The sequence below is a fragment of the Alcaligenes sp. PF14 genome (assembly GCF_037150615.1).
Taxonomy (GTDB): domain Bacteria; phylum Pseudomonadota; class Gammaproteobacteria; order Burkholderiales; family Burkholderiaceae_B; genus Alcaligenes; species Alcaligenes phenolicus.
In genome coordinates this window covers 700,516-721,265 of record NZ_JBAGRS010000001.1, presented here as the reverse complement: position 1 = coordinate 721,265, position 20,750 = coordinate 700,516, and the positions used below count along the sequence as shown (strand labels likewise).

The window sequence follows — 20,750 nt, the reverse complement described above, 5'->3', positions numbered from 1 at the left end:
AAAAGACACCGGGCTTTAATTGTTCACGACACCCGTTTGTAGAAGCATTCATGGCATTTGAAAGAAAAAATTTCAAATGCGACCAATACCCTGCTTTTTTCCCAAAACTGGCGGCATCCACTACGATAAGAAACATAATTGCCCAGGCAGTCACTGGAAAAGCACGGTACTCGCCCCATATGGGTTAAGGCTTGCACGATCAATCCGCTTAGATTTCAGGACAGACACATGAGCACGATGACACTGCAGGAACTGGATAAAACCCGCGAGGAATGTCGCAAACTGATCAGTCGGCGCGCTCTGCTGTCAGCAGCGGCAGCCGTGGTGCCCATCCCTGGTGTGGATGTGGGTACGGATGTGGCGATTCTGATGAAAGTCATCCCCATCATCAATGCGCGCTTCGGCTTGACGGCCAACGATGTGGACGCCCTGAGCCCGGAGCTGAAAAAGCTGGTGGTCGTGGGGGGAACCAGTATGGGCCTGGGCATGGTGGGACGCGTGCTGACTACAGATCGCGTGGTCAATATTCTGGTGCGTCTGGGAGCGAAGAAACTGGCCGGGAAATACGGCGCCAAATATGTGCCTTTGATAGGCAGCGCCATTTCCGCTTCCATCAGCTTTGTAGTGCTGCGCAAAGTCGGCAACCAGCATATTGAAGAATGCTATGAAATTGCCCGCCGCCTGGCACTGGAGACACAAAGGAAGGAAGCCGTCCACACCATTGATGGCGGTGAGGAAGGCTTGATCCGCGAAATCAAGGGCTAAGCCCTTGATCCCGTTTAGGCCGCAGGAACCACGCCCGGCGTTTTGCTGCGGCCATTCAACATATAGTCCATCAGCTCGCGCACCGATTTCATGGCTTTGCCAAAAGGCAAGGCTTCGGAACTACGGAAGAACAGACCGCGCTGTACATCACCTTTCAGAGCATAGGCCAACTGACGATCAATGCAAAACTGACCATGACGCTGCACGCCATCGCGCAAGCCACAATGTGCCAGGCAATCAAAGCCTTCCGTGCAAGCACGCTCTCGCGCCACCGATTGCAGCTTTTGCTCTTTGTGCAGGTAAGCATCCAGCCACGGCGTACGCACGGCACGGGCAGGCAGTCCGGCCACGCTCATAAAGGTCACGATGTCCTTGGGCTCGGCATCCAGCAACACACGCTTGAAGTTCTCATGCGCATCACCTTCTTCGGTGACGGCAAAGGCAGTACCCATTTGCACCCCATCTGCACCCCAATCCATTAATTGACGTAGCTGTTCCGGACGATGAATCCCGCCGGCGGCGATCAATGGAATACGCTCGGCCTCCAGGCCCAGCTCGCGAAACAAGGCACGGCAGCCCTCCAGAACGCGCTGGAAAGCATATTCAGGTTTGTTCAAGGATTGGTCATCGGCAGCCCCCAGGTGGCCTGCGGCAAAACGGGGATTTTCCAGAACGACTGCATCCGGCAAACGCTTGCGGCGCAGCCATTTCTTCACCAGTAAAGTGACGCCGCGCACATCCGACAAGATTGGAATCAAGGCAACTTTGGGATGATCCTGAACCAGCTCAGGCAAGTCCAGCGGCAGGCCAGCGCCCACCACCACGGCATCTGCCCCGCTTTCGCAAGATTGACGCACATACTCGGGATACTGCGAGACAGCCTTCATGATATTGACGGCGATGCCACCGTTGCCACCCGAGCGCTCTCGGGCACGATTGATCTCGCGGTCCAGAGCCTGCAAATTGGCTGCATCGACCACGCCTTTTTCGACATCACCCTGGGTGCTGTCCATCAGGTCTTCGTGATGACGCCGTAAATCCACGCTGGAGATCGTCCCCAGCCCGCCCAATGCGGCCACAGTACCGGCCAGCCGGGACGCCGAAATACCGACTCCCATGCCGCCTTGAACAATAGGCAAAAGCAGTTTTCCCTTCAGGGACATGAGACGTAAATCCGTCTTTAGCACGATGTTGATACCTTAGGTTGATGCAAGAACCTGCCGGCCACGTCGGGACCAGAAACAGGGCAATAGAATCGTGGCCGTCTGCAAGGACGGCCACTGTGTTAAATCAGGCGGGAATAGCGGGCACCGCTTTCCTGGCTCAAGTACTTGTCGAACACCATGCTGTAGGCGCGCACAAACAAACGGCCTTTGGGCAGAACCTGGATGGATTGGGCATCGACTGTCAGCAAGCCAGCGTCGGCATAGCTGTTGAGCTCTTGCAGCTCGGCAGAGAAATAGCTGGCAAAATCAATGCCGTAACGCGCTTCCAGACGCAAGATAGGCACTGGCATGCTGCACATCAAATGCATGATGACTTCCGCCCGCAGGCGATCGTCCTGCTGCATCACAATACCCCGCTCGATGGGCAAACGCCCCCGGTCTATATCGGCGTAATAATTGCGCAGGCTGCGGGCATTTTGCACATGCATGGTGCCCACCTGACCAATAGACGACACGCCAAAAGAAACCAGATCGCAGGCTGCGCGGGTGGTGTAGCCCTGGAAGTTGCGGTGCAGGCTACCGTCCAGGCGGGCCAGATTCAGCTCGTCGGTCGGCAAGGCAAAGTGGTCCAGACCGATATAGACATAGCCTGCATCCAGCAGACGCTGCGAAGACATCAGGAACAGTTGCAGACGCTGGTCGGCATCGGGCAGTTCTTCTTCATTGATTAAACGCTGCGCCTTGAATCGCGTTGGCAAGTGCGCGTAGTTATACAGAGCGATGCGATCTGGTCGCAGTTGCACCAAGGAGTCAATGGTGATGGCAAAGCTTTCCAGGGTCTGCAAAGGCAGACCGTAGATCAGGTCCGTGTTGATGGACTGGAAACCGGCAGCCCGGCTTTCTTCAATGGCGCGTTTGACCATTTCGAAGGGCTGAATACGGTTGATCGCTTTTTGCACATTGGGGTCAAAATCCTGCACCCCGAAGCTGGTACGGTTAAAACCCAGAGCCGCCAAGTTCTGGAGCGTGCCTTCCGCCAAGGTACGCGGGTCGATCTCGATGCCCAGTTCGGCATCGTCCGTGAACGCGAACTGCTCCTTGAGCTTGGCCATCAAGCGGGCCAACTGTTCATTGTCCAGGAAAGTGGGCGAGCCGCCGCCCAAATGCAGTTGTTCGGTGCGCCGGTCTTCACCCATATATTGGGTGACCATATCAATTTCGCGCAGCAGGTAATCCAGGTACTGCTCGCTCTTGCTACGATCCTGCGTGATGATCTTGTTGCAGGCACAGAAATAGCAAAGCGACTGACAAAACGGGATGTGCAGGTAAACCGACAGAGGCGGATTACTGCTGCTCAAGGCGCGCCGCGATAATTCGTGAATATAAGGCTGAGCAGGAAAGTCCTGAAAAAAACGATCTGCAGTGGGATAGGAGGTATAGCGAGGCCCGGAACGATCAAAACGCCGGATCAGGGCTTCAGAGATTTCGATATCCGGCGCGGTGGGGGCGCTGGCATCCGATGCTTCCAGTGTTTGCGGCATAAAGGGTCCTCCTGCACGAGACCTGTTTCTTCTAGTCAAGCATTTATTGTGAGAGAAAACCTCAAGCATGCGCTTGACCTGCATCAAGGCCGCAATAACTAAAAAAACGCTTTTTTTATGGCTGTTGGACTGAATTTAGCTTCATATATCGTATTATTAAGCGCTAGCCGCCTAAATTACCGCCTGTTGGAGTCAGATGTATTTGCTCGTGATCCTAGCTCTACCGTTTATCGGTAGCTTGCTATCTTCCCTGATGCCCGCGAACTCTCGCAAACTCCAGGCATCTCTTGCAGGCGCTGTCGCCATTACGTGCGCCTTACTCACTCTCTACGCCTATCCGGACATTGCTCGCGGAGAGGTGCTGGAGTCGTCACGCTCCTGGATACCCGCCCATGGCTTGACCTTCAAGCTGCGCATGGACGGCTATGCCTGGCTTTTCAGTATCATCATTACCGCCATGGGGGCCTTGATCGCCCTTTATGCGCACTATTACCTGTCCGCTCAGGATCCGGTCCGACGTTTTTTCTCCTTTCTGCAAGCCTTTATGGGCTCGATGCTGGGGGTGGTGCTGTCGGGCAATCTGATCCAGCTGGTCGTGTTCTGGGAGCTGACCAGTCTGTCCTCCTTCATGCTGATTGCCTACTGGTATCACCGCATGGATGCGCGACGGGGTGCGCGGATGTCGCTGATCATTACGGGAACCGGCGGTTTCTGCTTGTTGGCGGGCGTGCTCATGCTGGGCCAGGCTGCCGGCAGTTACGACCTGAGTGTGGTACTGGAGTCGGGCGAGCAGATTCGCAATCACCCCTGGTATACCGGGATGCTGATCCTGATTGCCTTGGGTGCACTCACTAAAAGCGCGCAGTTTCCCTTCCATATCTGGCTGCCTCACGCCATGGCCGCCCCCACACCTGTGTCCGCCTATTTGCACTCGGCCACCATGGTCAAGGCCGGGGTATTCCTGCTGGCGCGCCTGTGGCCTGCCCTGTCGGGCACCACGGAATGGGCTGTCATTATTGGCGGCGCTGGCCTGTGTTCCCTGACGCTGGGGGCTTATGTGGCCATGTTCCAGCGCGACATGAAAGGCGTACTGGCCTATTCCACCATCAGCCACCTGGGTCTGATTACCTTGCTGTTGGGCCTGAACAGCCCACTGGCTCTGGTCGCGGCGCTGTTTCACATGATGAATCACGCGACGTTCAAGGCCTCCCTGTTCATGGCTGCCGGTATCGTGGACCACGAGACCGGTACCCGTAACCTGAACCGGCTTTCCGGTTTGCGCCACGCCATGCCCTTGACTGCCACCTTGGCTACCGTTGCGGCGGCTGCCATGGCCGGTGTGCCGCTATTGAATGGCTTCATCTCCAAAGAAATGTTCTTTGCCGAGACCATTCTGGCCAGCAATGGCAACACCTGGGAATATGCTCTGCCCGTGGTGGCCGTAATTGCGGGCTCCTTCAGCGTGGCCTACTCCTTGCGCTTTATCGCACAGGTGTTTTTTGGCCCCGTCGCCAAGGACTTGCCCCGCGAGCCACACGAGCCGCCTCGCCGCATGTTGATCCCCAGCGCGATTCTGGTACTGACCTGTCTCTTGGTCGGCATTATTCCCAGCCTGACTTTTGGCCCCTTCTTGCATACTGCGGCCAGCGCCATTCTGGGTGCAGAAATGCCTCAATACGACCTGGCCGTCTGGCATGGTTTCAACCTGCCCCTGATCATGAGTCTGGTCGCCACAGGCATGGGCGTGATCTTCGTTCTGATCATCAACCGCTTCTACAGGAACCGCCAAGGCCGTACGCCTTTGCTGACCCGTGCTGATGGCCGACGCTTCTTTGAGCTGGCCATGGAGTATCTGGAAGTGGCAGCCAACTGGGCCGTGGGCAAGCTTTACTCGCCACGCCTGCAGCGTCAGACCTTGCTGATTATTGTGGCCACAATCTGTGTTGCTGCCCTGCCTCTGATTCGCGGCAACTGGTTCAAGTCCACTATTTCCACCCCCATCGACCCCTTCTTCGCCCTGATGTGGGCCGTCGGAATTGCCTGCGCGATTGGTGCGGCTCGTCAAGCCAAGTTCCACCGCCCGGCCTCCTTGCTGCTATCTGGTGGCGCTGGACTAGTTACCAGCCTGACCTTTGCCTGGCTTTCCGCCCCTGACCTGGCACTGACCCAGTTGGCGGTGGAAGTGGTCACCGTTGTGCTGATTTTGCTGGGCCTGCGCTGGCTGCCGCAACGCGTCAGTGATATGCCTGGCGGCCAGGACAATAGTGGTCGTGCCCTGTTCCGCCGTAGCCGCGACTTGATTATTGCCATTCTGGCCGGTTGCGGTATTGCCGCCCTGGCCTACGCCATGATGACACGCCCTCACCCCAGCGGCATCTCGCCCTTCTTTATCGAGAAGGCCCTGCCCCTGGGCGGTGGCGCGAACGTGGTGAACGTGATTCTGGTGGACTTCCGCGGCTTCGATACCTTTGGTGAAATCGTGGTGCTGGGCATTGTGGCCCTGACGGTCTTTGCGCTGCTGCGACGCTTCCGTCCACCGATCGAAGCCATCGCCCAGCCTCTGGCCCGTCGCCAGAACGTCAAGGACAGCCGTGAAGCCGTCTTTGTGGAGCCGGATCCCAAGACACCGTTACCAGAAGGCATCATGCAAATTCCAGCAGTATTGCTGCGCCTGCTGTTGCCTATCTCCACGCTGATCGCCCTGTACTTCCTGCTGCGTGGGCACAACCTGCCCGGCGGAGGTTTTGTGGGCGGCCTGATCATGGCAACCGGCATTATCCTGCAATACATGGTTAGCGGCGTGGTGTGGATGGAGTCCCGCCCACTGATTCAGCCTCAAACCTGGATTGGCTTGGGTCTGCTGACAGCCGGTGTGGCTGCCATGCTGGTTTGGGCCTTCAACAAGCCCTTCCTGTCTGCCCAAAGCTGGGATCTGCATCTGCCCCTGGTGGGCGACGTCCATACCTCCAGCGCGCTGATCTTTGACATTGGCGTATTCATGCTGGTGATTGGTTCCACCATCCTGATTCTGGTCGCGCTGGCCCACCAGTCCCTACGTTTTTATCGCAAACTGCCGTCGCTGCAATCCGCCTCGAACGCTGCATCCGGGATGGAGAATAAATAATGGAAATCGTGCTTTCAATTGCGATTGGTGTGCTGGCGGGCTCGGGCGTCTGGCTCCTGCTGCGCCCGCGTACCTTTCAGGTCATCATGGGGCTGGCTTTAGTGTCCTATGCCGTGAACCTGTTCATTTTCAGCATGGGCAGGCTCAAAATCAGCGCCGCTCCCGTTATTAACGCCGGCAAGCTGGGGGCCGACTATGCCGACCCCCTCCCCCAAGCGCTGGTCTTGACCGCTATTGTGATTGGCTTTGCTACCACCGCCCTGTTTCTGGTCGTCATTCTGGCCAATCGTGGCCTGAGCGGTACTGACCACGTTGATGGCCGCGAGGAAGACGATCTGTGAGTCTACTCAACCAACACTTGCCCGTATTGCCCGTTGCCATCCCCATGATGGCCGCGGCCCTGATGGTGATGCTGCGCGACAAGCGCCGTCACTACAAGCTGCTGATCGCTTTCAGCTCCTTATTGGCCCAGTTGTTCTGCGCGGTCTATCTGCTCTTGTTGGCCGATGGCACGCTGGACCCGATCTGGCCCCAGTCCGTCGGTGTCTACCTGCTCGGTGACTGGCCCGCTCCCTTCGGGATTGTGCTGGTCGTGGACCGGCTGGCCGCCTTCTTGCTGGTGCTGACCAATGTGCTGGCCTTTTGCTGCTGGTTCTATTCGCTAGCACGCTGGGATCGCGTGGGGGTGCATTTCCACTCCTTGTTCCAGCTGCTCTTGATGGGCCTGAACGGCGCCTTCCTGACAGGTGACCTGTTCAACCTGTTTGTGTTCTTCGAGGTTCTGCTGGCCGCATCCTATGGTCTGATGCTGCACGGTTCGGGCGCGGCCCGCGTCAGTGCCGGTCTGCACTACATTGCCGTCAACCTGATCTCCTCCTTCTTGCTGCTGATCGCCATTGCCCTGGTTTACGGTGTCACCGGCACCCTGAACATGGCTGATCTGGCTCTGCGTGCGGGCTCCATGCCGGATTCGGATCGTCTGGTATTTGAATCGGCCATGGCCATTCTGGGGATTGCCTTTCTGATCAAGGCCGCCGCCTGGCCCTTGAACTTGTGGCTGCCCAATGCCTATGGCAATGCCAGTGCACCGGTCGCTGCCATGTTTGCGATCATGACCAAAGTGGGTATTTACGCACTGCTACGTATCGGCTCCTTGCTACTGCCTACGGGAGCACCTGCCGCCTTTGGCGTGGCCTGGATGTTCCCCGCCGGGATCGCCACGCTCGCCTTCGGCGCTATCGGTGTCATGGCCGCACAGCAACCCGAACGACTGGCCAGTTATTGCATCATCGTGTCCTCCGGCACCTTGCTGGCCGCCTTGGGCATGCCCGGCGTCATCCTGACCGGCCCTGCCCTGTACTACATGCTCAGCAGCGTTCTGGCCTTGGGTGCTTTCTTCCTGCTGCTGGAACTGGTTAGCCGTACCAAACCTTTTGGTGCCGACCTGCTGGCCGTCAGTCAGGAAGTCTTTGATCTGGACGACCCGGAGTCCGAAGACAATAGCGATGACGTGGTAGGTGTGGCTATTCCTGGCGTGATGGTGTTCCTGGGCATGTCCTTTATTGCCTGCGCCTTGCTGATTGTGGGCCTGCCACCGCTGTCCGGTTTTGTAGCCAAGCTGTCCTTGCTGACAGCCGCGCTGAAAGCCTCGGGCCAATCGCCAGAACCTCTAAACGCCTGGATTCTGACCGCTGCCGTACTGATTTCCGGCGTAGCCGGTTTGATCGCCATGGTACGTGTGGGCATTCGTCTGTTCTGGAGCAATAGCTCCCTGACGATTCCCCGCCTGAAGCTGATCGAAGCTGCCCCCATTGCCAGCATTATTGTGGCTTGCGGGATCTTGAGCTGGTATGCCGGCCCGATCACCACCTACCTGGAACAAACAGCCCAGCAACTGGACGAACCCCGTATTTATATAGGGTCCGTCCTGCGGCAGAACCCGCTACGTTCTGTTCAAGCGGAGTGATTCTGATGCGACGCTATACCAAACATCTTTTCCTGCCCTTGCTACTGCTTGGCCTGTGGCTGCTGCTGAACGACTCGCTCTCGGCCGGTTACGTGGTGCTGGGCCTGTTCCTGGCTATCGCCCTGAGCTTGGCGGCCATTCCATTTCGTCCGGTTAAGGCCAGCATCCGCCACCCTTTTCTGGCCTTGAAACTGATTTGCCAAGTGGCCTGGGACATTGTGCTGTCCAATATTGCCGTTGGCCACTTGGTTCTGAAAGGCGGCAACGCGCCCCGCCCCGGCTTTCTGGCCATCCCGTTGCAACTGACTGACCCACATGGTCTGGCAGCCTTGGCGTGCATCATTACCTACACCCCAGGGACCGTCTGGTCCGGCTTCGATTACGAGACCCGTGTCCTGACTTTGCACATTCTGGATCTGCAAGACGAACAGGTCTGGTTAGACACTATTCAGAAGCGCTACCAAGGACCGCTACTGGAGATTTTCCAATGATAGACATTGTTTACTGGGCCTGTCAGTTTGCCCTGGGCTGCTTTGTCCTGGGCATGGGCTGCGCCGTCATCCGCCTGCTTAAAGGCCCCTCTGCCGCCGACCGCGTGCTGGCGCTGGACACCATGTACATCAACGGTATGCTGGCCTTGCTGGCCCTGGGCATCCGTTTTGACTCTACCTTGTACTTTGATATCGCCTTGCTGATTGCCCTGTTCGGTTTTGTAGGCTCGGCAGCCATGGCGAAATTCCTGCTGCGTGCCGAGGTGATCGAGCCATGAATACGCCTTTACTACCTTGGTGGCTGGCTGTCCCGGTTGCCCTTTTGCTGGTTCTTAGCGGCATCGTGGCCCTGGTGGGTTCGGCTGGCTTGCTGCGCTTCAAACACTTTTATTCACGCATCCATGCTCCCACCATGGGGAACACGCTGGGTACGTTCTTCATGGTGCTGGCCGTCGCCATCAGCGCCAGCCACCTGATGAGCCGCCCTATCCTGCATCCGCTCATCCTGAGTGTGCTCTTGATCATTACCTCGCCGGTCACCGCCATCTTTCTGATGCGCGCTGCCATCAAACGCGAACATCGCCAACGTCTGGCCGAATATGGCCCGGACGAGCCAGGCTATCTGGACATGCCACATAAAGCGCCTCTGCCTAAAGATTTGGCTCAACCACCAGCTAGCGACAAGACCTAAATCAAGCAGAGAGGGTTTAGACAAGTTTTATTACCCTCACTTGCAACTGCTCCACTTATACTAGTAAGTGTTTACTGCGTATCGGGAATTGCCCCATACGCAGTCGCTTTTGGGGCTTTGCGGCCTGCTACTCATACCTGCTCGTAACAGTGCTCGCCAAGCCGGTGATTCCCTTAGCAAGTAAAGGAGTGAGATCGATGAGTCTACTTACACGCCCATCCCGAGTTCTGAGTGCTGGCTTGCTCAGCCTGGGTTTGCTGTCCTCTGCTGCCTGGGCTCAAACCCCATCCCAAGACTACCGACACGACATCCAGCGCTGTGAGCAATTCAAAGGCGACCAGCGCACCACTTGCCGTCGCGAAGCCGGTGCCGCGCTGCAAGCCGAACGTCAGCACAAGCTGGACAAGCGCGATCACAATCTGGATGCCAACCGGCAAGCGCGCTGCCATCGCTTACCCGCTGATCGCCAGCAAGACTGCCTGAAATCCATGACCGGCCAGGACACAACGGTACGCGGTAGCGTGGAAGGCGGCGGTATCCTTCGCGAAACCACGACTGTGGTGCCTGCTCAGTAAACGCAGAAAACACGGCTATTCATAATAGCTAGCCAGATAAAAAGAATGGGCCTTGAAAAGGCCCATTCTTTGTTTCTACTGGCTGCAATAGCTAGCTGCAGCTGCAAATGTCTCCACCTACAGCTCCACCTGTATCCCCATCTCCACCACGCGATTAGGCGGGATTTTGAAAAAGCGCGTGCTACGGCTGGCATTGCGCGCCATGAAAGCAAACAAGCGACGACGCCAGCCCAAGTACCAGGGCTGACGGGATTGGATCATCACCGTCTGGCGCGACAGGAAGTAGGACGTCTGCATAGGCTCCAGATTCAGCTCCGGGTGCTCCAGAGCAATCTGCTCCAGCAACTGCGGCACATTGGGCTCTTGCTTGAAGCCCCAGGAAGCCACCGCCTGCCAGCTGCCTCGGCTTAGACGTTGCAGGCTATAGCGCTCCCCAAAAGGAACGTAAGGCACACCGGCACTGGTTACGGTCAAAAACAGGACCTGTTCATGCAGGACTTTATTGTGTTTCAGGTTATGCAATAAGGCCGGAGGAACCGAGTCGGGAATGGTGCTCATGAACACCGCCGTCCCTGGTACACGGGTCGGAGCGTACTCCTCCAGGCTCAGCAAGAACTCTTTTATCGGCTGCTTGTTTTCAAGCAGACGTTCGTGCAAGGCGGCTCGTCCCTGGCGCCAGGTCAGCATCAAGCCCAGCAGCACAGCACCCACCAGCAAAGGCAGCCAACCGCCTTCCAGAATCTTGAGCGCATTGGCCGAGAACAGCAATATGTCCAGAATCAGGAAAACACCCAGGAGCCCCAGCCAGGCCCAGCGCTTGATTCCGCTAGCGCGGCGCGGCAGCAGTACCAGAGCCAGCAAACTGGTCATCAGCATGGTACCCGTGACTGCAAAGCCATAAGCATGGGCCAGGCGATCCGAGGAGCCAAAGCTCAGGACCAGAATCATCACCGCCACGCATAGCAGCAAATTCACACGCGGCAAGTAGATCTGCCCTTCTTCTTTGGCTGAAGTATGTTGAATCACCATGCGCGGCCAAAAACCAAGCTGCACCGCCTGACGAGTTACAGAAAACGCACCGGATATCACGGACTGGGAGGCGATCACCGTTGCAACCGTTGCCAACATCACCATGGGCACCAAGGCCCAGTTGGGAGCCAGGAAGAAGAACGGATTACGAATGGCGGCTGGGTCGGAAATCAACAATGCGCCTTGGCCGAAATAACACAGGACCAGGCAGGGCATGACAATCATGAACCAGGCTTTGCGAATTAAAGGACGGCCAAAATGGCCCATATCGGCGTACAAGGCCTCGGCCCCCGTCAAGGCCAGGACCAAGGCCCCCAAAAGCAAAAAGGTTTGCCAGGGAGCCTCAGCAATAAAAGCCACGGCCCACCGTGGGTCCAGGGCCATCAAAACTTGGGGATGCTCAATAACACGCCATAGACCCAAGCCACCCAGCACCAGAAACCAGGTCAACATAATGGGGCCGAACAATTTACCCATGGTGCCCGTGCCATGGGACTGGATCAGAAACAAGGCCAGCAAGACGCCCAGAGCCAAAGGAACGACCCAAGGGTCCAGCACGTGAGACACCATCCCTATGCCTTCCAGCGCCGACATCACGGAGATGGCCGGGGTAATGATGCTGTCCCCATAAAACAAGGCAGCACCAATCAGCCCCAGCACCACAATAATCTGCCGACGTGGCCCCTGAATGCCGCGTGCCGCCAATTCCATCAGGGCCAGCGTGCCGCCCTCACCTTTATTGTCCAGACGCAACACCACCGTGACGTACTTGATGGAGACCACCAGGGTCAGCAGCCAGAACAGCAAGGACAGCACTCCATAGACCTGTTCGGCACCAGGCTGTCCGTAAGCACTCAAGGCCACTTTCATGGTGTAGAGCGGGCTGGTTCCTATATCGCCATACACCACGCCTAAAGCGCCCATTAACAAGGCGGCCTGAGCCGCTTTTTTGGGGTTTTCTGTTGCTGTGTTCAAGGCTTAGTTTCCAATCAAAGTATCGTGCCGGGTCAGACGCGCACCAATACGCGGACCGGGAAAAACAATGGTGATGCGAGTGCCTGGAAAATCAGGACGGCTCATCAGGCTCCACCAGGCGCCATGCGCACGGGCAATCTCCTGCACAATGGCCAAGCCCAAGCCAGAACCTCCTGCTTGGGTACCGGGGGAGCGGTAAAAGGCTTCAAATACGCGCTGCTGCTCGCTGGACTCAATACCCGGCCCGTGATCTTCCACCGACAAGGAGGGTGGATTACTGGCCACCCGCAAGACAATGCGGTCTGTCCCTTGTCCGTAACGCAAGGCGTTATCCATCAGATTGGACAATAACTCCCGCAAGAGCACGGGGGCAGCATCAATCCAGACCGGCTTTTCAGGTGCCAGCAAATGGATTTCCACACCATGCTGACGAGCCTGCAAGAACCAGTCACCGCCCTCCTCGCGCGCCCATTCACACAAGTCCAGGCGCACAAAGCTGTCTTTAATATTAGTGTCCGCATCGGTACGTGCCAGCACCAACAACTGTTGGCCCAGACGAATCATGCGATCCGAAACACTTTTGATGCGCTCGGCCCGTTGGCGGATATCTTCTGGCAAAGGCCTTGCCAGCATCAGCTCGGACTCCAGCTGCAAACCCGTCAGGGGTGTGCGCAACTGATGCGCTGCGTGACCAATAAAGCGCTTTTGCGCCTGCAGGGTATCACGCTGACGTTCCAGCAACTCGTTGAAGTGCTCCACCAGCGGCACAATCTCGGCGGGCAAGGCACTGGCATCCAGACGCTCGAAGTCATCATCAGCACGGTTACGGATTTGCTGCGATAAATCATCAATGGACGCCAACTGCGAGCGAATCCCCGACAGCAATACCCAGGCAATCAGACTGACCAACAGCACCTGGCTCAGTGCCATGGTCCAGAAAATGTCGCGCAGCAGCCAGTCTTCCAGGCTCATGCGACGCGTCAGTATCCAGGTAACGCTCAAATCGAGCACCACCAGAATGGAGATCGGGGGAAACAGACGGCCCATCAGTTTGCGGGCCAAAGAACCGGGAGCAAGAAAGCGCTCCAGCCAGCCTCGCAACAAGGAGGTTTTTACCGCTGGAGAAAGATGCTGATCGGGCATGGTTGACCTAAGGTTTCAGGCAGCGGGCACGGGCTGCCGTTATGCTCCGGCCACGCTCTCCACATCGAGCAAATAGCCAAAGCCGCGCACAGTCTGTATGACAGCCCCGGTGCCTTCCAGGCGCTTGCGCAAACGATACACGTAGACTTCGACTGCATTGTCGCTGAAATCGGCATCCCAGGCAGACAAGGAGTTGATAATTTGCTGCTTGGTGACAACACGGCCCGCGCGCATCATCAGCATTTCCAGTACGGACAGCTCGCGCACCGACAAGGTCACACGTTGACCGGCACAGCGCAGCTCGCGGCCAATGGTATCAAAGCTCAAGGGACCCACATCAATAATGGGCTGTACCTGACCACTGCGGCGGCGGCCAAAAACACGCACGCGGGCGGCCAGCTCGGACAGGTCAAAAGGTTTGATCAGGTAGTCGTCAGCACCGGCATCCAGGCCGCCGACACGATCATCCACGCCATCACGCGCAGTCAGAATCAGGACGGGAATAGCGTTGCCCTGCTGACGCAATTGGCGCAGCACGTCCAGGCCACTGATGCCGGGCAAGTTCAAGTCCAGGAGCAGAAGATCGTAGACCTGGGCGGCCAACTCCTTCAAGGCACTTTCGCCTTCCTGGAGCCAGTCAACAGCGTAGCCCTGATCGTTGAGAAATTCCTGCAGTGCGGCGCCCAGTATGGCGTCGTCTTCGATAACTAGTACACGCATTCGGGGGATTTTATTACGAAACTGGCCCCTCGCGTTGCAGATGCAAAGCGAGGGGCCAGAAAAAACAACACGAAGAAGAACCTGGAATTACAGAGCGGGTTTAGGCTCAACGGCCTTCTGGTCGACGACGGCGCCTTCCTTGGCTTCGCCCTCATCACCCGCGGCCTTGGTCGTTGGACCTGGACGCGTAATGAAACCCAGACGGGTCAGGCCGGAAGCTTTGGAGCGGCTCATGACCTGGGCCAGTGTTTCGTAGCGAGTATCGGTATCGGCACGGATACGCAATTCAGGCTGAGGCTGATCCTTGGAGTAAGGGGCCAGCGTGGCGGTCAGGTCTTCCAGCGCCACCGGCTGCTCGTTCACGAAGATCTGCCCTTCTGCGTCAATCGCCAGATCAATCGTCTTGGGATCTTGCTGGACTGGTTCAGACGTCGCCTGGGGCAGCTGAATCTTGATGGAGTGCGACAGCAGCGGAGCAGTGATCAGAAAGATCACCAGCAACACCAGCATGACGTCGATCAGCGGCACCATATTGATTTCGGACAGCGCGGAGCCCGAGTTACGATTATCAAAGCTGCCAAAAGCCATGATTAGTGCTCCCGCTTGGCAGCCGCTGCCGAGCTCGATGCTGCACCACCGCCCGAGCTAGGGACACGACGCAGAACAGGTTGGTTATCTTGCACAGGCTGGCCTGTGGTCAGGAAAGTAAACAGATCGTGAGCAAACGCGTCCAGCTGGGACAGGTAAACGCGGTTGGTACGCACAAAAGCGTTGTAAGCCAACACGGCAGGAATCGCCACGGCCAGACCCAGACCGGTCATCACCAGAGCTTCACCCACAGGGCCGGCGATCTTGTTCAGGGTTACACCATCGGACAGACCGATATTGATCAGTGCGTGGTACACACCCCAAACCGTACCGAACAGACCCACAAACGGAGCGGTAGAACCCACCGAAGCCAGCAGCGTCAGGCCGTTTTCCAGCTTGGCCGTTTCTTCGTCCATGACTTTACGCATGATGCGCGAGACAAAGGCATCGGTAGAGCCTTTCTCTTCCAGACGCATGGCGCCGTATTTCACATGGTGTTTTTGAGCGTGGATAGCGTGGCTGGCCAAGTGACTGAAGGGATCGCGGGCACCGTGGGTGGCGATTTCGTTTTCAACCTGCTCCAGAGAACTGGCGGACCAGAATTCACGCATGAAACCTTGTGAGCGACGCTTCAGGCGGAAGGACAGCACGCCCTTGACGATAATCAGGTACCAGCTGGCAACCGACATCAAGGCCAGAATGACGAACAAGGTCTTGCCGACCACATCACTTTGCTGGATAAAGTGCAGCACCCCGGTCGCTTCCTCAGCGGCAGCAACACTGGCGGCAGCCTGATCTGCAACAGGCCCTGCAACTTGTGCCAGGCTTACCCATACGCTTTGAAATAGTTCCTGCATCATTGATATATCCTAGTAAACAAAGTCGAAAGGAATATCGGCCATGGCACGATAGGCCACACCATTTTCCGTATACGGTTTGAAACGCGCTGTGCGTACTGCTTTCAGTGCCGACTCATCCAGACGTTCATAGCCTGAGGAGCTTTGCACTTTGGCTTCCAGCACGGTTCCTTGGGTTGAAATCACTACACGAACCACCACGCGGCCCTGCTCACGACGGCGCTCGGAAGCCCGGGGGTACACCGGCACAGGACGACGTCCCAAATAATCTACACGACCAATCAGCTTGGGCCGATCACCATCCGTAGAACGGGCGGCAGTTTGGGAGGACGTATTGTCCGTAGCTGGACCTGCTTGAGCGGCAGGAGCGGCTGGTTGAGCAGGCTGCGGTGTTTCTGCCGGTGGGACCTCGGGCTTGGGCTGTGGCTTGGGCTTGGGTTTCGGCTTGGGTTTTGGTTTGGGCTTGGGCGGCTCGGGAATCGGAGGTTTTTCCACGATAGGCTCTGGCTCGGGTTCCGGCTCAACAACCGGTTCTGGCTCGGGCTCGGGGTCCGGTTCCACCTCGGGTTCGGGCTCAGGTTCCGGCTCGGCCACCACTTCCTCAGGAGGGGCACTGACCTGCTCTTGCTGAACCGGGGACTCCGACACTTCCACCAAAGTCACCCCAACAACATCCATGGGGGCAGGTTCACCCACAATCTTGGGGGTTTCCGTCCACAAGATGGTAGCCACGACACCCACGTGCAATCCCAGTGCCAATGCCAAACCAGTTGCCTTCAAGGCCAGCATCGAGCGATTATTCTTTTGAGAAGCAATTCCGGTCATAATCCGTTCTACACATTCTGCAACCCGCATGGACCATGACGGGACCGGACAGGATGCCCAGTGAAGTATCGAATCTTAACAGAAACAGGAATGATTCTCAATACTAAATTCCTGTAATATTTCCTGCTCCAACCCGCCCTGCAAAAAACCTCCAGATACTAACGCAGACAGGCTGACCTAGGGTCAGCCTGTTGCGAATAATTTGCAAAAAATCAGGACAATCGCGCTTCGGTTTGAGACTCGATAGGGAAAGCGCTGAACTTGCGTGGCAAGGCCAAAGCCCGCTCACCCGGCCGCAAGCCCAGCTGCGACCAACGCTGATGATCGAACTCGGCTTCCCAAGCACGCTCGCCCTCGTTCAAGGCCAGTTCAACCCGTACTGTCGCCCCCAAGGGAATAATGCGCTGCACGGCCACGACGATGCCCTGGCCATCCAATTGACGCTGTAAATCGAGGTCATGCGGGCGCACATAGCCTACTGCTTCCCCCTGACCCGCATCCTGAGCATTCAAGGCCTGATTGGACTCGAATTGTCCCAACTGAGGATCAGCCACAAAGCGTCCGTGCTGGAACTGACCCGGCAAGCGATTCGCCGCCCCCAGGAACTCATACACAAAAGGACTGGCAGGGTGGTTATAGACATCCTGCGGGGCGCCTTCCTGCTCAACCCGGCCTTTATTGAGCACCACAATACGATCAGCCACTTCAATGGCCTCTTCCTGGTCGTGCGTCACAAACAAGGTACTGATATGGAGGTCATCATGCAGACGACGCAGCCAGGAACGCAGTTCCTTGCGCACCTTGGCATCCAAGGCACCAAACGGCTCGTCCAGCAACAAGACACCCGGTTCCACCGCCAAGGCACGTGCCAGAGCAATACGCTGCCGCTGGCCACCCGACAAGGCCGCTGGGTAGCGATCGGCCAGCCAATCCAGCTGCACCAGCTCCAACAGCTCGTGCACACGCTGACGAATCTGGGCTTCGGGCAAGCGCTGCTTGCGTGGCTTGATGCGCAGACCAAAGGCGACGTTTTCAAATACCGTCATGTGGCGGAACAGGGCATAGTGCTGGAACACAAAACCCACCTGGCGATCACGCGTGCCCACAGCAGCCACATCCTTGCCGTTGATCAGCACCTGACCCGCATCCGCATGTTCCAGGCCAGCCACGATACGCAGCAAGGTCGTCTTGCCGCAGCCCGACGGCCCCAGCAAAGCCACCAGCTCGCCCGCTGGGAAATCCAATGTCACATCACCCAGTGCCGTAAACGCACCAAACTGTTTAGATAGATGACGAACTTCGATACTCATAATGAACTCCGAATGCGATCATCCACGATGACCGTCTTGAACCATTTTGCGCTCGGCCCACAATTTAAGCGCCAACGTCAGTAAAGCCAAGACCGCCAGCACCGAAGCCGCCGCAAAAGCGCCCACCGTGTGATAGTCGTTGTACTCAATCTCTACATGCAAGGGCAGCGTGTTGGTCTGGCCCCGTATATGGCCCGAGAGCACCGACACCGCCCCAAATTCACCCATGGCACGGGCATTGCACAGAATCACGCCATACAGCAGGCCCCACTTGATCTTGGGCAGAGTCACCCGCCAGAACATTTGCCTGCCATTGGCCCCCAGCACCCGCGCAGCCTGCTCTTCCTCGCTGCCCTGCATTTGCATCAGCGGAATCAACTCACGCGCCACGAAAGGGAAAGTGACAAACAAAGTCGCCAAAACCAAACCGGGCAAGGCAAATACGATACGAATGTTATTAGCGTCCAGCCAATCCCAAAATGGGCCTTGGCGACCAAAAATCAGTAAAAACATCAAACCGGCAATGACAGGTGATACCGAGAACGGCAGGTCGATCAGCGTCGTCAGAATGCTTTTGCCACGGAACTCAAAACGCGCAATCGCCCAGGAGGCGGCCAGACCAAACGCGATATTCAAAGGCACGGCAATCACGGCAACCAGAACTGTCAGGCTGGCGGCATGCAAGGTATCGCTCTCGCTCAAGGCGGACAGATACGGCATGATGCCCCGGCTAAAAGCCGTCATGAAGACCAGGATCAAAGGCAGGAGCAAGAACAGCACAAAGAACAGCAAGGCAATGCCAATCAATAGGGCTTTGACGGCCGGACCTTCATCCTGCGCCGCCCGCAAGCGCGCCGTATGTACCGGCACCGCCTGCACAGAGGAATCCATCGTCAGGCTGCTCATCGTGCGCCCTCCAAAGTCAAAGGCGCTGCCACCTTGGCTGCCTTGCCACTAGCCTGGCCCGAATGACGCGACTGCAAGTACCACTGCAAGCGATTGATCGCCAGCAAGATAATGAAGGACAGCACCATCATCAAAACGGCCAGCGCCGAGGCTCCGGCATAGTCAAACTGCTCCAGCTTGATCACGATCAGCAAGGGTGTAATTTCCGAAACCATAGGGACATTACCGGCAATGAAAATCACGGAACCGTACTCACCCACCGCACGGGCAAAAGCCAGCGCTACGCCCGTCAAGCAGGCGGGCAAGATAGCGGGGAGAATCACCTTGGTGACCGTCTGGAAGCGATCGGCCCCCAGGCAAGCACTGACCTCCTCCTGCTCCTGTTCCAGCTCTTCCAGAACCGGCTGCACGGTACGCACAACAAAGGGCAGTCCAATAAAAACCAGGGCGATCAGCACCCCCCAAGGGGTAAAGGCAATCTGCCCAACATAAGGTTCAGCCCAGGAACCGATCCAGCCCGTAGGCGCATAAATCGCCGCCAAGGAAATGCCGGCCACCGACGTTGGCAAGGCAAAGGGCAAATCAATCAAGGCATCCACAATGCGACGACCCGGAAAGCGGTAACGCACCAAAACCCAGGCCAGAATCAAGCCAAATACACCATTGATCAACGCCGCCAAAGCGGCCATCCCAAAGGTCAGTTTCAAGGAAGCCAAGACGCGTGCAGCACTGATGGTTTCCCAAAAGGCCGACCAACCCATAGAGGTGGTCTTGAGCAAAACAGCAGACAAGGGGATCAGAACAATCAGGCTCAAATAGCTGATGGACAAACCCATGGTCAAGCCAAAGCCTGGCAAAGCCCGCTGCTTGCGAGCAGCGGGCAGAAATCCCCAAAGACGAGCCTGTGACATCGAACGGTCCTCGGTGATAGTGGGGTTACTTGCTCAAGTAGATGCTGTCGAACACGCCACCATCCGCAAAGTGCTTGGCCTGAACCTGAGTCCAACCGCCCAGCTCATCGTCAACCTTGTACAGTTTCAACGCCGGGAACTGATCGCGGTACTTGGCGGCCACCGACTCCAGGCGAGGACGGTAAAAATGACGGGCGGCGATTTCCTGACCTTCCGGGCTATACAGATATTCCAGATAGGCCTGAGCCACTTTTTCCGTGCCATGCTTGGCGGCATTGGCATCTACCAGCGCCACGGGCGGCTCGGCCAGAATACTGCTGGAAGGCACCACAATATCGAAGCGATCGGGCCCCAGATCCTTGACGGACAAGAGCGCCTCGTTCTCCCAGGCAATCAATACATCGCCAATGCCCCGCTCCACAAAGGTTGTGGTCGATCCACGCGCACCGGAATCCAGCACGCTGACGTTGCGATACAGCTTGGCCACAAAGTCACGGGCCTGCGCTTCATCCCCATTGCCTTGCTTCAGGGCGTACAACCAGGCCGCCAGATAGTTCCAACGTGCCCCCGCCGAAGTTTTAGGATTGGGCGTAACTACCTTTACATCAGAGCGAATCAAGTCGTTCCAGTCGTGAATCCCCTTGGGATTACCCTTGCGCACCAGCAAGACAATCGTGGAGGTGTAAGGCGTACTGTTGTCTGGCAGGCGAGCCTGCCAGCCTTTGTCCAGCAAACCGGACTGAGCGATCTGATCAATATCGGAAGAAATACCTAGCGTCACCACATCAGCGGGCACGCCATCAATCACGGTACGGGCCTGCTTGCTGGAACCACCGTGGGAACTACGGATGACTACACTGTCACCGGTTTGCTCTTTGTAATGCGCCTGGAAAGCCTTGTTGAATTCAGCATACAGTTCACGCGTTGGGTCGTACGAAACATTCAGAATACTGACCTCGGCTGCAACAGCGGTTGCCGCCGCCAGCACCAACGCCAGCAAAGCCCCTGCCCGAACGCCGTTCCACTTCTGTTGAATCCGCTTCATTTCCCACCCCCTAGAAACCATTTCCAAGCAATGAGAACGAGTCTAGCAAGGGTGTTACACCCGGCTAAATACCGATTCTTTGGTTAGATATAGCGGGGAGATGGAGGGGACCGAAACGGCTG

At 57.0% G+C, this 20,750-nt stretch carries 20 protein-coding genes; 8 read left to right on the top strand and 12 right to left on the bottom strand.

The features are described 5' to 3' along the window. Nucleotides 1-228 precede the first annotated feature (228 nt). On the top strand, nt 229-765 hold the full coding sequence (locus WFM49_RS03325; protein WP_009461759.1) for a hypothetical protein: 537 nt from the start codon (nt 229-231) through the stop codon (nt 763-765). Between the two features lie 14 nt (nt 766-779). Here the strand turns inward: WFM49_RS03325 and WFM49_RS03320 are convergent, their stop codons facing one another. After that, nucleotides 780-1,928, bottom strand: coding sequence for an NAD(P)H-dependent flavin oxidoreductase (locus WFM49_RS03320; RefSeq protein ID WP_021446508.1), 1,149 nt, complete (start codon nt 1,926-1,928; stop codon nt 780-782). A 122-nt stretch (nt 1,929-2,050) separates the two neighbouring features. Continuing rightward, a complete protein-coding gene (gene hemN, locus WFM49_RS03315; protein ID WP_021446507.1) occupies nt 2,051-3,472 on the bottom strand; it encodes an oxygen-independent coproporphyrinogen III oxidase in 1,422 nt (473 codons plus the stop codon). 196 nt (nt 3,473-3,668) lie between these two features. On the opposite strand from hemN, the gene WFM49_RS03310 reads away from it, so the two are divergent. The 7 genes from WFM49_RS03310 to WFM49_RS03280 all read left to right on the top strand — a co-directional run bounded on the left by WFM49_RS03310 (nt 3,669) and on the right by WFM49_RS03280 (nt 10,319). Continuing rightward, complete coding sequence (locus tag WFM49_RS03310) at nt 3,669-6,596, top strand: monovalent cation/H+ antiporter subunit A (protein WP_031231971.1); 2,928 nt, start codon at nt 3,669-3,671, stop codon at nt 6,594-6,596. Then, a complete protein-coding gene (locus WFM49_RS03305) occupies nt 6,596-6,937 on the top strand; it encodes a Na+/H+ antiporter subunit C (protein ID WP_009461754.1) in 342 nt (113 codons plus the stop codon). Before WFM49_RS03310 ends, WFM49_RS03305 begins: the two co-directional genes overlap by 1 nt. Nucleotides 6,938-6,981: 44 nt before the next feature. After that, on the top strand, nt 6,982-8,562 hold the full coding sequence (locus tag WFM49_RS03300; RefSeq protein ID WP_235332520.1) for a monovalent cation/H+ antiporter subunit D: 1,581 nt from the start codon (nt 6,982-6,984) through the stop codon (nt 8,560-8,562). A gap of 5 nt (nt 8,563-8,567) precedes the next feature. After that, nucleotides 8,568-9,053, top strand: a complete 486-nt coding sequence (locus WFM49_RS03295) for a Na+/H+ antiporter subunit E (RefSeq protein WP_021446504.1) — start codon at nt 8,568-8,570, stop codon at nt 9,051-9,053. Beyond that, nucleotides 9,050-9,331 (top strand): K+/H+ antiporter subunit F, encoded by a 282-nt coding sequence (locus tag WFM49_RS03290; protein ID WP_009461751.1) that lies wholly within the window; start codon nt 9,050-9,052, stop codon nt 9,329-9,331. Before WFM49_RS03295 ends, WFM49_RS03290 begins: the two co-directional genes overlap by 4 nt. Then, complete coding sequence (mnhG, locus tag WFM49_RS03285) at nt 9,328-9,744, top strand: monovalent cation/H(+) antiporter subunit G (RefSeq protein ID WP_021446503.1); 417 nt, start codon at nt 9,328-9,330, stop codon at nt 9,742-9,744. The genes WFM49_RS03290 and mnhG overlap by 4 nt, the downstream gene beginning before the upstream one ends. A gap of 197 nt (nt 9,745-9,941) precedes the next feature. Next, nucleotides 9,942-10,319, top strand: coding sequence for a hypothetical protein (locus tag WFM49_RS03280; protein WP_009461749.1), 378 nt, complete (start codon nt 9,942-9,944; stop codon nt 10,317-10,319). Between the two features lie 117 nt (nt 10,320-10,436). Here the strand turns inward: WFM49_RS03280 and WFM49_RS03275 are convergent, their stop codons facing one another. The 10 genes from WFM49_RS03275 to WFM49_RS03230 all read right to left on the bottom strand — a co-directional run bounded on the left by WFM49_RS03275 (nt 10,437) and on the right by WFM49_RS03230 (nt 20,628). After that, complete coding sequence (locus tag WFM49_RS03275) at nt 10,437-12,272, bottom strand: potassium transporter Kup (protein WP_250757233.1); 1,836 nt, start codon at nt 12,270-12,272, stop codon at nt 10,437-10,439. Between the two features lie 54 nt (nt 12,273-12,326). Continuing rightward, nucleotides 12,327-13,466 carry a sensor histidine kinase gene (locus tag WFM49_RS03270; protein ID WP_009461745.1) on the bottom strand — a complete coding sequence of 380 codons (1,140 nt, stop codon included), beginning with the start codon at nt 13,464-13,466 and terminating at the stop codon, nt 12,327-12,329. Between the two features lie 39 nt (nt 13,467-13,505). Then, a complete protein-coding gene (locus tag WFM49_RS03265; protein ID WP_009461744.1) occupies nt 13,506-14,186 on the bottom strand; it encodes a response regulator in 681 nt (226 codons plus the stop codon). 87 nt (nt 14,187-14,273) lie between these two features. Then, entirely contained in the window at nt 14,274-14,774 is a 501-nt protein-coding gene (locus WFM49_RS03260; protein ID WP_021446501.1) for an ExbD/TolR family protein, read from the bottom strand. Nucleotides 14,775-14,776: 2 nt separating this feature from the next. After that, the gene (locus WFM49_RS03255) at nt 14,777-15,634 is read right to left on the bottom strand and encodes a MotA/TolQ/ExbB proton channel family protein (RefSeq protein ID WP_009461741.1); all 858 of its coding nucleotides are present in this window, start codon (nt 15,632-15,634) and stop codon (nt 14,777-14,779) included. A 9-nt stretch (nt 15,635-15,643) separates the two neighbouring features. Continuing rightward, nucleotides 15,644-16,447 (bottom strand): energy transducer TonB, encoded by an 804-nt coding sequence (locus tag WFM49_RS03250; RefSeq protein ID WP_031231965.1) that lies wholly within the window; start codon nt 16,445-16,447, stop codon nt 15,644-15,646. 221 nt (nt 16,448-16,668) lie between these two features. After that, nucleotides 16,669-17,766 (bottom strand): sulfate/molybdate ABC transporter ATP-binding protein, encoded by a 1,098-nt coding sequence (locus WFM49_RS03245; RefSeq protein WP_009461727.1) that lies wholly within the window; start codon nt 17,764-17,766, stop codon nt 16,669-16,671. A gap of 18 nt (nt 17,767-17,784) precedes the next feature. Then, nucleotides 17,785-18,672, bottom strand: coding sequence for a sulfate ABC transporter permease subunit CysW (gene cysW / locus WFM49_RS03240; protein ID WP_009461726.1), 888 nt, complete (start codon nt 18,670-18,672; stop codon nt 17,785-17,787). Continuing rightward, the gene (gene cysT / locus WFM49_RS03235; protein WP_035274669.1) at nt 18,669-19,583 is read right to left on the bottom strand and encodes a sulfate ABC transporter permease subunit CysT; all 915 of its coding nucleotides are present in this window, start codon (nt 19,581-19,583) and stop codon (nt 18,669-18,671) included. The genes cysW and cysT overlap by 4 nt, the downstream gene beginning before the upstream one ends. Nucleotides 19,584-19,608: 25 nt before the next feature. Then, nucleotides 19,609-20,628: a sulfate ABC transporter substrate-binding protein gene (locus WFM49_RS03230; protein ID WP_021446499.1), complete on the bottom strand. Its 1,020-nt coding sequence runs from the start codon at nt 20,626-20,628 to the stop codon at nt 19,609-19,611. Nucleotides 20,629-20,750: the final 122 nt, after the last annotated feature.